Source organism: Butyrivibrio sp. (assembly GCF_024699075.1).
On the sequence record NZ_JAILQF010000190.1, the window covers coordinates 1 to 10,855 of the forward strand.

Below are 10,855 nucleotides of genomic sequence, written 5' to 3' on the forward strand. Positions count from 1 at the left end.
TTACCCATCTGTCCGTCAGGAAGACCAACTGCAAGTCCGCTGGCATTTCCTTTTACAAAAGGATACTTTTCCATAAGCATATCAAGATTTGGTGTATTAGCCATAGCAATGGCATTGCCCTCAGGATTATCATTAAGACCAAATCCGTCAAGGATCAAAAGAAGTGTTGGTTTAGAACCTCTCATTTACAAAAACCTCCGTAATCTACTAACTATTTATTAATTCGAATCTTTAGTCCTTTATTATATCAAGACCAAAAATTACAATATCTACGCTTTTATATAATACGACAGAACAAGTATTTATTACAAGATAATTATTTAACAAATGTATTATCGGACAGATGATCGCTTATAAATAACATATTTATTACCTTTAAGATGATCACTTATCTGCAACATATGTATTATCAGGAAAGAAATCACCTGTCTGTAGTATATGTACTATCAGTACGATGCTCACTTATCAACGATTTCAGCTTTATCGACAGTAACTTCTGTTTCATACCCTGGGAACATTTCATTACTGCTTTCTCTTACAAAATCTATTATTTCCTCATCAGAAGCATCATAATCAAAGGGAACAACCACATCAAAAGCTATGATCTTTTTATTCTTATGATGAATTATCCTAAAGTCATGGAACTTTATATCAGGACCAAGTGCCTTAATTCGGCCTTCCATCTTTCCTTTGATCATCATAGTCTCATCATCATGCAGATCAACGGGATCAACATGTATTACACTACTGCATGAATACTTTTGATTCAGAAAATGTTCTATCTCATCTATAAGATCATGTGCTTCCATAAGGGTTCCTTCAGAAGATATTTCCACATGAAGAGACATCATAGTCTTACTTGGGCCGTAATTATGAACTATAATATCGTGTACTCCAAGTATTTTATCGAACTCAAGCACATCACTTTCTATACTCTTTATCATATCGTCAGAAGGTGCTTCTCCAAGAAGGGGAGAAATAGTATCTCTTGTTGCTTCAAATGCCTGATAAAAGATGAAGCAGGCAACCAGTGCTCCTGCATATCCATCAAGACTTACATCATACAAGTAACTTACTAACGAAGTAATAAGTACAACACTTGTTGAAAAGACATCAGCTATACTGTCCTTGGCATTATTTATAAGAACCGCTGAAGATATCTTTTTTCCAACTTCATTATTGTACAAATACATATATAGCTTCACCAAAACAGATGCTATAAGTATACCCGCAATAATAAGATTAAATTCGGTTTTTTCGGGTTCCATTATCTTTTTTAAAGATGTTCTTAACAGCTCAATTGCCATACCGAAAATAAAAAAGGCAACAACAAGTCCTGCTATATATTCTATTCTTCCATGTCCAAAGGGGTGTTTTTTGTCAGGTTTTTGAGCTGCGAGTTTAAATCCAATGATCGTAACTACCGATGTTTCTGCATCAGATAAGTTATTGGCAGCATCAGCCAGAATTGATACAGAAGATGACATCATAGCAGCCATAAACTTAATGATAACAAGAACAATATTAAGTACAACGCCAAAGGCGCCGCACAGTATTCCATACTGCCGGCGCACATTTGCATCATTTATATTCTTATGATCTTTGATAAATATTCCAGCAAGAAATTGAATCATTTTATATCCTCTTTTGCTGCACATTATCTACATTTTTATGATAATCCCCCACTAAGGCTCTTCACCTGTCTGCATGGGGGATATATCTACTAAATAAAATTTAAAGAGTTATACTTCCAATAAAAGCATTGAACTGACTCTGCCAGATGTTATCAACTCCGCTGTACATAAGATACTCAACAACCATGTATCCATCTCCGCATGGAATAACATATATAACTCCATTTAATGATACATCATCACTTGAAGCTGTAACTCCAAAACGAAGAGCGTCTTCACCATCAATTGTTACATCCGAAGGATCAGTTACTTCAGCTCCTGATGTAAGGCTATCAAGAATAAGATCCATATTCTTGGAATCAGATTTTGAGCTGAAATTAGACTTATCTATATAAAGGAGGCTTACACGTGCTGTTCCATCTGAGTTTAGAAGATACTCCTGCTCTACACTGGTTGATGCATATTTAACCCATGATGATGGAACCTGGAAGCTTGCATCCTGAAATGTAACATCTGACATATTAACTCCAAGATACTCAGTAGGCTCAGTAGAGAATGCTACAGCTGTCTGAAGTCCACCACCTACAGAAAGAGCATCAACCGCATCAGATGGTACAGATAATGAAGCATCTGACTCCCATTCAGTAATACTTATAGTATACTGGATCTTATCCATTGAAATAGAAAGACTCTTTCCACTATAAGTGCAGTAATATGAATTAACATCTGCCATTGAAAGATCCGGATATGAAACTACTATCTTTGAGACCTTTCCATTTTCCTTATCAAGATACAAAGACACGTCCATTTTCTGTGTTCCTGCATCTGTAGCCTTATCTGTTATACTGCAGAAATTTGTAAGGAATGAACACTCCTTGGCATTTACACCGGTAGCAGTAAATACATAATAATCTTCGCTTTCATTGTCCTTATCATAAGAATAAGATAAAGAAGCAATGTCACCTAAGATAACTGTAGCCTCATCTTCAGCTCCTGTTGTAAGTTCTCCGCCCCAGCCTGTTGACTCTGTGTATGAGTAGCTGGTCTCAACACTTCCGCTTCTTGTAACATACATTTCATATGTCTGATTACTTTCGCTGCCATCATCATCTGCTGAAGTAAAAAGATCACCTGTAACATAAGCGATTGTATTTCCATTTTCATCAGTGATATTAGTAGCAGTCATTTCAGAAGACTGAGTAAGGTTATAGGATCTTGCATTTGTAGTATCATCTACTGTAAGACTCAGCTCATAATTAATAGAAGCATCATAAGATGAGAGTCCTGCAAGTCTTGCAGTTGCTGAATCTATCTTCATCATTGCACTTGCAAGATCAAAGCCTTCCTTAGCTACTTCATCGCCTTCTTTAATATCAAGGGCACTTTGATAGCTCTCTGCAGCCTTCTCATAATCTTTAGCATCATAAGCTTCTTTAGCTGCTTCTATAGCTTTCTTATAATCCTCTTCATGTGTCATTTCAAGATATTTGTATCCGCCTGCGCCGCCTACTCCAAGTAAAACTACAGCTGCGACAAGTCCAAATACAAGACCTTTATGGCTTTTCTTCTTTTTAGGAGCCTGCTGTCCATAGCCATTTTGCATCTGCGGATTGTACTGCTGATAGCTCTGATTATACTGGTTCTGGTACATATTCTGCGCCTGATATGAATTCTGACCATAATATGAATTCTGAGCGCCATTAGTATTCAAAGGTGTTGTTGAGCCCTGAGCACTATTAGTATTCTGAGGTACTGATGAATTCTGAATACTATTGGTATTCTGAGCCTGATATGCATTATAACCTGAATGGTTTGCACCAGTGTCTGCATTAGTTCCATTTTCTGCTGCAGATTTTTGACTAAAAACTTCACCACAGTATGGACAGAACTTAGCTGTATCAGATACTATCTTCCCGCATTTTCCACAATACATATTTCTCTTTCCCTCGCTTTTTTACTCCTCCGAATCCAATATTTTTTCTGCATCTTCAATGCATTTTTTAGTTTCAGCTATCAGCTGTACTGCATTCGGATCATCTTTTTTTCTATAATAAAAACCTGTCAAGGCATTATTAAGCAGTGTAAGTGCTTTAGGTACATCCGGTGATATTCCGATTCCATACAAGAAGCATTGTCCCATCTTCTGCATGATATCCGGTATTATCGGATCTGGTCTTCCGTCATCGCCATAACATTCAAACATGGCACGCTCATACATAAGATATGCATATCTTTCATTTTTTTCTACATGATAACCCTGAAGATACATATCTCCTAGTTTGAAAAGACAATTGGCATCATCAAAAAGAAGTGCGCCTTTCAGAAAATACTCATATGCTTTAGCATAATCAACTTCCTGATGTCTTCCATAATAGTAGCAATAGCCAAGATTACTGATAGCACGCGGTTCTCCTGCATCAGCTGCTATCTTGTAAAGTTCAAAGGCTCTCTGATAATCCTGTCTTACATAACGGCCTTCATAATATAATGTTCCAAGATTGAGTGCTGCAACCGGCATATTCTGCCTTACACATTCCTCGTAACACTGAACCACCTTAGCCATGATCTGTTGGACATCATCACGTTCATGGTGTTCATAAGCCCATTGGTACATTCCGTCATAATTCTCATTCTCGATCAGTTCTTCTACTTCATCAAGATCATCCTGATCTTCTCTTGAAAGGTTCTCATTGAGCTCATCAGTATTTTCAAATTCATCCTGACTTATCTCTCTTATGATATGCTTGGTAAGTTCTACTGCAAAAGGAACATCTTCACCCTCAAAATAATTACAGCTTATAACGGTTCCTTTCATTATTGTATTCTTCTTACCAAAAGGTATTTCTACATATGAGCCTGACTGTAACATTCCGAAATCACTTATATAAAAATAGTTAGTGCTCATTCCTTTTGGTTCTACGTTACAATAACAATATCGAACAGATGTTTTCTCTGTGTTTTGGAATTCACCGCCGTCAAAAAGGAAAAGATTATCGATCGGTATCAGTTCTCTGAGCTTAACTGACAGATTAGTTATGATCCTATCTGCATTTTTGGAAAGCTCACCGCCATATATATAATTATTGCCTTTGGTATCAGTAATTATAAGTTCAAATGAACCACGATCTTCTGATATGTATTTTCCTTCTTTTCTTCCATAAAATACTTCATTAACGTATTCGAGTATTTCTACGGCAAGATCTTTCCCGATGCTTGCACCAAGCTTTCTTACAGCAGAATAATCCTGATCCTCATCATCCTTTCCCAGGTAAGCTGTAAACCACAAACGACCGGAACCAGAAATAGTAAGCTTTTGTTCTGACTCCTCTCCTAAGGTTGTTGAATACTGGCCTAACTTTTTTGAAATCAGTCTGATCTTTTGAATTTTCATGCTGTCCCCTCCGGTTATCCCTACGTATTATGATTCATTTTACCACATAGTGCAAAAGATTATTTGTAATCCGGAGATATTTATATACTATCATCCAAATTACAATTTGAAATAAATTTCCGACGAAATGCATGTTTTATACGACGAAATGCATTTTTTGAAGAAAATCAACGTAATATCGTATATAAAATAACAAAAGGCCGCAGAGAGGTCTCGCCTCTATGTGGCCCTTTGAATATTATCAGATATTACTTTCTATTATTTATATCTACTCGCTTTACAATGGATTGCCACATCTGTTGCTGAAGCTCACCAACATAACCATTATCGCTGCATTCTTTTTTGAAATCATGATATGCACTATCATGTCCACCCTCAGGATCCTCTTTTAAAGCCTTATCCAGAAGAACCTCATACTTTTCGATAATCTCACGTTTTCTTTCTGTAACCATAAGCTGTGCCTCCCTGTAATAGTTTTTCATTCAGGCAAACTGATGTCGCCCGCAGGATTTGTTTTTTGTTCTATGATAGTTCTAAGTCTTGCGTTATCAAAGACTTCCTGCTTCATTTCGAGTAGTCCTGCTCTTGGAAGTGATGCTATATTAGCGTCAAGTCTTCCTATTTCGTATGATCTAAGACATGTATCTTTGGCATGCTGATCTGGAAGTGACAGGACATATGTCTGAATAGCTCTGGTAAAATCAGGTATCATCTGAAGTTCACCAGGAGTCATTCTAAATTCCGGAATCGTGGTACCATCTTTTATATCTATATAAGGAAGTATTTCTCCACAAGCCAGTAGCGACATTCTAAGCCACGATCTTACATCCATAAGAACTCGCCCAAGTCTGTTTCTCCCTTTCCATTTGGAAGGATCATATGCCTCGGGCTGACTTAAGGAGATACCTGTTCCCCAGCTCTCATCAAGCGGAGAAGAAAATGCTATTACTTTATTACCTGTAGCAAGAAGCTTTTGAGCAAGTTCGGGATTTTGCTGGAATTTAGCTCTGATTCCTCTGTATGCTACGCCTTCGCATGTAACATCCCAGACCATATCCCTGTAGCCCTCAAACTTTGTAGAAAGCTTTTTGATCTCTTCAGGTGATGTTTCCTGCATGATCTTCTGGCCTATCTGACGCTGGCCAAACATCATGACTTTGTGAAGCATTATAAATTGAAGTGATGACTGATACTGAATACCCGCATATTTAAAAGGAGCATCGATCCAATTACTTAGTTCTCCATATGCATCGTTTTCACGATAAAAACAGACCAAGTTGTCACTCTTCATCTATTCCTCCTGAACTGGATTCTGCTGCCGAAACAGCATAATCTGTGACTGCGTCACTGCTCATGGCATTGGCATATAGAATAGTCTGATCATATATACACTGCCATGATCCTTGAGAATTGCCTGTACAAAGGATATAGGAATTGCCATTATCATCTTCTGCATAACTTACTGCACAATTACCCGACTGTATCACATATCCTGTCTTACCACAGACAACATTTATGCCTTCATCGTTATCTTCAATCCTGCGAAGAAACCAGTTGGATAGTTCGATTCCATCCGGATGTTCTTCTGTAGGTTCAGTTACATAATAATGTGTTGATAATACTTCTTTGCAAAGCTCATTATCAAGTGCCGCACGCATTATAATTGCCATATCGTATGCTGTACAGTAATGATCATCATCATAAATACCTATACAATTAGTAAAGTGTGCTGTATCTGAAAGACCAAGTTCCTCCAGTTTATCATTCATCATAACAACAAAGTCTTCCTGAGAACCTGCTATATAATATGCAAGTCCTAAAGCTCCATCTGCTCCTGAAGGAAGAATAAGTGCATATAAAAGGTCTTTGACTTTGACATCCTCGCCAACATCAAATCCGGCTGCACTACAGTCGTTAGAGTAGCTGTAATCTGTTATTTCTATTGTAATCTCAAAGGTATCTTCAAGCTGCTCAGGAGTAAGATGCTCTGCTGCTACCAACAGGGTGAGAACTTTGGTCATAGATGCAGGATACATCTTGGCATAAGCATTTCTTTCAGATACGATCTCAAGGGTATCGGCATTCATCAGGATACCACAGGAGCTTACGATCTCTGCTCCAAATTCCTGAGTCGATGCTGTTTCGGTTGCAATATACTGTTTTTCTTCAACTGTACACTCAGTTGAAGCTACTGAAGATGCGGATGACTCATCATTTGCAGCTTCTGATACTTCCAGAGTTTCTTCAGACGAATATGCTGCTGCAGCTGCCTCATCAACAGACCTTGCAGCATACAGGCGCGAACCTATCATATTAAAAGCAGCAACTACAGCCACAGAAACAGCTGCGATAGCTGCTCCTGCCTTTATGATATTGCGCTTACGAAGCTGTCTTTCATGCTCTGCCTTCATTTCATTTATTCTTTTGGTTATTCTGGCCTGATATTCCTTAAAGCGCTCTTCTTCAAGTCTTAACTCTTCTTCATCAATTTCTTCATCGTCATCATCAGCCTCATATCTCATGATTGAAGCTATCTCTTCTTGAAGCAAAGACTCGTCCGCATATTTATTTTTATTATTTAAATTTATATGATTCTTATCTTTATTATCAGTCCCCAATTTGTCTGTTCTCCCTGATTTTTTTCACCCTCACATTCTATTTTACATTAGTTTACCCCAAAATTCATTACAAAATTGTGAACAACATATTCCCTGGGATTTATGTCCAAACTCCTATTCAGGTAATACACTGGATGGAACAGTTTCTGTGAATATGATACAATGAATTTTGTTCATCATATAAGATGATAAGGCTAAAGCCTGACAAGGAGACTATTTAAAATATGGCACTTGATTATTATATCCCCGGCACACGCGGAGGATTTCCAAACAGAATTCTATTAGTCAAAACAGATGAAAAACTTTCCATGAAACTGGATATCACGCTCTTTCCTCTATACTGTGATGGATGCGGACATTTCTTTTCACATTTTTATATACACAAAGGTTCAAGAAAAGGTGTTGTAGGTCAGATTACCTGCCCATCCTGCGGAAGAGATGTTCAGGTCACTGATGAAGGATCAATGGTTGACTCTGTATGTATCAATGATCATCCTGTGAATTTCAGCAGCCTGTATCTGCTTGACTTTACTTTTATAGAAGAAGCTGACAGACTACATGATGGCCAGATCATAAAAGCTCTCATGGCTAAATATAATAAATCCGAGCTTAATTATCTTACGATAGACGAACTTACGAATATATGTTCTGCATCAAGCTGCGTACAGTTGACAGGAGATATGAAATTCCAGACAGATACAAGATTTGCAGCTTTGCCACCCGATATCAATCGCTGGATAGAGTTTTTGTACCGTAGCGGAGTTAATCTTCCGTCCTATGTTACGATCCTAAAGTCAGATCACGATATCCCATCACTTGAAGGCAGCGCTATATGGCGTATGAGGAATCTTGATAAGCTCATAAGCCAGTTTCCTTCAAGGCGCAAGACTGTATTTGATACAGAAAAGGAAGTAATAAAGCGGCTTAAAGAACATAAGAAAAAAAATTAATTTTTTTTGTAATTTGGGGTTAATTTTTATAAAGAGGTGTCGATATATGTAGTAGCAATGGAAGGACTCCTCCCCCAAATAACCCTTTCCTTCCATAGTCCTCTTTTAACCCTGCAGCCCTCCCATCTGCAGGGTTTTCTTTTGCCTGTAAAACGCTGTTCCCTTGTCTTAATTTCGATATAAACTATTCTATTTACCATATAGCCTATACTTGCTTCCTATGTTAAAATATATATATAAAGTCAATAGAGAAAAAACACCAAATTATTTTTTCTATTTTGTATGTTTTTTTCTATTCACCCACTACCACACATTACCGATATTTTATATGCACGCTGAAGGGAATATGACAATGATCAGCTGCATTCTAGAAAGGGGTAGTTTTATGAAAAGAGGCTTGCTTGTTTCAATCATATCAGTTTGTGTTCTATCCACTTTTTTCCATGCACCGGTATCATTAACAGCATATGCAGGCAAAGCCAACAAACAGAATAGAGCATCAGGAACATATGATGTCTTTGCTTCCTCCACGGATCCGGATTTCTCAGCTCCTCATACTTATTCATCCTATTACGCTCAGGGCTATTCTAATGCTCTCATGGGCCTTCAGACTTATGCCAATGGTCAGAATTCCTATCACATTGCCAACGTCAAGATGAATAATGGTCATTCATTATGCTTTTCATTTTATGGCAGTGAAGATTTTGTGGGAAAATTTGGAGCCACTCCTGATTCAGTAGTAATAGAAGGCAATGACGACGCCTATATCATGAGTCTTTCAGAAGCACAGCTCATTCAGGATCCTTCTTTGTATACAATTGATTCATTTTCATCATTTTTAAGCCCTTCTCAGAACTTTACCACTGATCAGGTTGAATCTTTTGTATCAGATGACGGACTTGATATCCTTATTCGCTCCAAAATATCTGAAATCATTGAAAACGAAACCTACAGCGGCTATCTCATGGTACTTGCACATGCTTCAAATTACACAGGTATACGTTTTACATACATGATGCCTGATGAAACATATGATGAAAGCAGCGTACTTACATTTTCTGATTCAGTAGCTTTTTCTGAAGATACATTTACATCATCTATGGAAACTTCTACTGCTACAGTAGACGCTTACACATCAGAATCATCTCTTGAAACCTTGTGCAAGACAGGATACTTCAATTATAAACCGTTATCCACAGAGAACTTTACGCTTGCTCAACAGCTCGTAAAACCATGTCTTATAGAGCTGTTCCACGCCGATTCAGAAAATTCATCCAACGGATGGTCAGGTTCAGGAGTTATCTACGACATAACGCCTGAATATATATACTTTATTTCAGTTGCCCATGTACTTGATCTTATGACAGAAGGTCATAATGAGCTCTGGCTATATGATGGAACCCGTATTACTTTTGATGATGCGATCAAATATACCAGGCTTTCAAGTGATAACGAGATATGTCTTTTCAGGATAAACACCTCTTATATACCAATGCGAATCCTTTTAAGACTTAGAGAGATATCTGCAGATTCAACGATCTATTCTCAGATTCCGGAAGGTGCGCAGCTTCTGGGAATAGCAACTAACTACAAGCATACCGGCAAGGATCTTATAACTCCTATGACCCTTTTAAAAGTCAACGATTCCATACCTGAAAAAAAGGACGTCCCTATTTATCTTACTGCTACTTTAGCACTTCAGGATGGCATGAGTGGAACAGCTGTAATCGATATGAAAGGTAATCTTGTCGGAATTGCGGACGCCAAAAATCTTAACACTAACAAAAGTTATGCTTTAATGATTGATAATATTCATTCTTTTGATTATTCGAGTCTTGAATAATTGCACAAATGACATAAGCTATATATACGAAAAATATTGATTTTTCAATATTTTGACACATGATTTTTTAACAAAAAACATTGCGGTGATGCTTGACATCACCGTTTTATTTTGCTATTTTAGTTGATGCAAAGAAATTCATGCCAATTCGGCGAGATTCCCCTTTGTACGAATACCAGAATCAAAAGTATATTCGTAAACTTACCCATTCATTTTATATATCAAAAGGATATTTTTATGAGAGAAAAATATGAAACGCTTAGTCTTACTTCTTTAAGAGACATTGCAAAAGCTCGAGGCATCAAAAGAGTTACAGGCGTCAAAAAAGCAGAACTGATCGACAGTCTTTGCGCACTCGATGATCAGGAAAAAGCTTCAGCAGCATCCAACGAAGATGCTAAAGCAAAAAAAGCTGCTGA

General features: G+C 37.6%; 9 protein-coding genes and 1 pseudogene. 3 read left to right on the forward strand and 7 right to left on the reverse strand.

Going from position 1 to position 10,855, the window contains the following annotated elements:
- From K6G87_RS07550 to K6G87_RS07580, 7 genes and pseudogenes are all read right to left on the reverse strand, one after another.
- Window positions 1-185: pseudogene (locus K6G87_RS07550) on the reverse strand (2,3-bisphosphoglycerate-independent phosphoglycerate mutase); the annotation flags it as partial.
- Between the two features lie 273 nt (window positions 186-458).
- A complete protein-coding gene (locus tag K6G87_RS07555) occupies window positions 459-1,634 on the reverse strand; it encodes a cation diffusion facilitator family transporter (protein ID WP_296835515.1) in 1,176 nt (391 codons plus the stop codon).
- A gap of 100 nt (window positions 1,635-1,734) precedes the next feature.
- Window positions 1,735-3,567 (reverse strand): zinc ribbon domain-containing protein, encoded by a 1,833-nt coding sequence (locus K6G87_RS07560; RefSeq protein ID WP_296835516.1) that lies wholly within the window; start codon window positions 3,565-3,567, stop codon window positions 1,735-1,737.
- Between the two features lie 21 nt (window positions 3,568-3,588).
- Complete coding sequence (locus tag K6G87_RS07565; RefSeq protein WP_296835518.1) at window positions 3,589-5,025, reverse strand: tetratricopeptide repeat protein; 1,437 nt, start codon at window positions 5,023-5,025, stop codon at window positions 3,589-3,591.
- A 248-nt stretch (window positions 5,026-5,273) separates the two neighbouring features.
- Window positions 5,274-5,477 carry a hypothetical protein gene (locus K6G87_RS07570; RefSeq protein ID WP_296835520.1) on the reverse strand — a complete coding sequence of 68 codons (204 nt, stop codon included), beginning with the start codon at window positions 5,475-5,477 and terminating at the stop codon, window positions 5,274-5,276.
- A 26-nt stretch (window positions 5,478-5,503) separates the two neighbouring features.
- Window positions 5,504-6,316, reverse strand: a complete 813-nt coding sequence (locus K6G87_RS07575; protein WP_296835522.1) for an NADAR family protein — start codon at window positions 6,314-6,316, stop codon at window positions 5,504-5,506.
- On the reverse strand, window positions 6,306-7,643 hold the full coding sequence (locus K6G87_RS07580) for a D-alanyl-D-alanine carboxypeptidase family protein (RefSeq protein ID WP_296835524.1): 1,338 nt from the start codon (window positions 7,641-7,643) through the stop codon (window positions 6,306-6,308). Before K6G87_RS07580 ends, K6G87_RS07575 begins: the two co-directional genes overlap by 11 nt.
- A 224-nt stretch (window positions 7,644-7,867) precedes the next feature.
- Between K6G87_RS07580 and K6G87_RS07585 the strand changes: the two genes are divergently transcribed.
- The 3 genes from K6G87_RS07585 to K6G87_RS07595 form a co-directional block, all read left to right on the forward strand.
- Window positions 7,868-8,593 (forward strand): zinc ribbon domain-containing protein, encoded by a 726-nt coding sequence (locus K6G87_RS07585; RefSeq protein WP_296835526.1) that lies wholly within the window; start codon window positions 7,868-7,870, stop codon window positions 8,591-8,593.
- 385 nt (window positions 8,594-8,978) lie between these two features.
- Window positions 8,979-10,436: a hypothetical protein gene (locus K6G87_RS07590; protein WP_296835528.1), complete on the forward strand. Its 1,458-nt coding sequence runs from the start codon at window positions 8,979-8,981 to the stop codon at window positions 10,434-10,436.
- Window positions 10,437-10,673: 237 nt separating this feature from the next.
- A partial coding sequence (locus tag K6G87_RS07595) for a Rho termination factor N-terminal domain-containing protein (RefSeq protein ID WP_296835529.1) occupies window positions 10,674-10,855 on the forward strand: 182 nt, incomplete at its 3' end.